Source organism: Ureibacillus endophyticus (genome assembly GCF_003628435.1).
Lineage (GTDB): Bacteria > Bacillota > Bacilli > Bacillales_A > Planococcaceae > Ureibacillus > Ureibacillus endophyticus.
This window is the reverse complement of sequence record NZ_RBZN01000116.1, coordinates 1-1,411: the sequence shown is the minus strand read 5'-3', so window position 1 is coordinate 1,411 and position 1,411 is coordinate 1. Positions and strand designations below refer to the sequence as shown.

Here is a 1,411-nt window from a genome sequence, read left to right as displayed (position 1 = left end):
TTCACTACCGTTGCATAAAAGTGTTCTGAATTTTCAGTTTTTGTTTTACTTAATTTTAAAGAAAAATTGAAAACACTAAAGCTAGGGTAGTAAACATTCATTTTTTTACTATAACCTGTGACTTGTGTAACAACGACTTTTAAAACCTTTATGGGACGTTTTTTCTTTCAATTTTGCGCAACCAAATGTGAGCAGATTTCCATAATGCAGCTTTTAAATAGCGACTAATTTCTAGGTAACTTCGATCGCTATTTGTGTTCATCTGTGCCAAAACGTTTAGACAAAACACGATCACTGCGATGTACACTTGATTGTGTACAGCTTGTTCACTGTGACCGTAGAACTTTTTGATGTTCAGATGTTGTTTCATCCATTTGAAAAACAACTCAATTGCCCAGCGTGATTTATAGATTTCTGCTATTTCATCTGCGTCTAAATCAAAACGATTCGTTAGTAACGTTAGTTCACTGCCTTTTGTATCAAGGATTTCTAGGCGACGAAACACATTTTCCGAACGATTTTGTGTTGTACCAATAACCACCATCTCATCTGATAGGACCTTTGAATCTTCTGGTAGAGAAAATGTTTCAAGTACACGTACGACGGCATTTTTTCGAAGACGTGTGACAAAGAAATAGCCATCATCCGTCATGCGATCGAAGCGTTTGTAATCCAAGTAGCCACGGTCGAACACGTACAGGCATTCTTTGTCATCAATGAATACCTCAAGTTGACCTCGGTCGTGTTCAATCGCATTTGTGAGCACCGTTTGATCTGGATACGAAAGACCTTTTTCCATGAAAACGAGTCGAAGGTGAAGCTTCACACCAGACTTTGTTTTTCGAAACTCTGCCCACTTATGGTTGGTTAAATTAAGTGGTAATGTACTCGAATCAATAATTTTCAATGGTGTTGTCGTTTTTCTTTGTTTCTGAAAATCCGTTTTCTGATGAATTTGTGAGACTAAATCTAGAAAAAGCGTTTGAAAGAACTCGGTTGGGATTGTATTTATTCTTCTGCCCAATTGGGAGAAGCTAATCGATTCAAACCCTATTGTCCGTTGTAAATCATCTGAAAACACAGCATCGCTTAATGCCCTTAAACTCTCTGTTTCATGAAGCTGGGCATATAAAAGCAGTTTCATAAAGGAAGCCATGTACAGCTTCTTTGTATAGTAATTTAATTGATGAATTTTCACCTGTTCTTCAAATAACGTCAAATTAATCGGTGAAAACCATTGTTCAAATGATGTTATTCGTGTAAACTTATCCATGCGATTAGTCCTTTATTTTGGATTTGGATGGTTTACTACCGCCCAACCATTATAAAGGCTTTTTTTGTGCGAAGAATATATTTCAGAAAATTCAGTTTTAATAAAGGTGTCAAATTATTTTAATGCGACGCTAATGAT

At 36.2% G+C, this 1,411-nt stretch carries 1 protein-coding gene; it reads right to left on the bottom strand.

Going from position 1 to position 1,411, the window contains the following annotated elements; translation table 11 throughout:
- Window positions 1–148 precede the first annotated feature (148 nt).
- Window positions 149–1,273, bottom strand: coding sequence for an IS4 family transposase (locus D8M03_RS17550; protein WP_121216061.1), 1,125 nt, complete (start codon window positions 1,271–1,273; stop codon window positions 149–151).
- Window positions 1,274–1,411 lie beyond the last annotated feature (138 nt).

Bases quoted from the DNA above. Each gene is read 5' to 3' on its own strand.
- D8M03_RS17550 (WP_121216061.1), bottom strand. From the start codon at position 1,273: ATGGATAAGTTTACACGAATAACATCATTTGAACAATGGTTTTCACCG.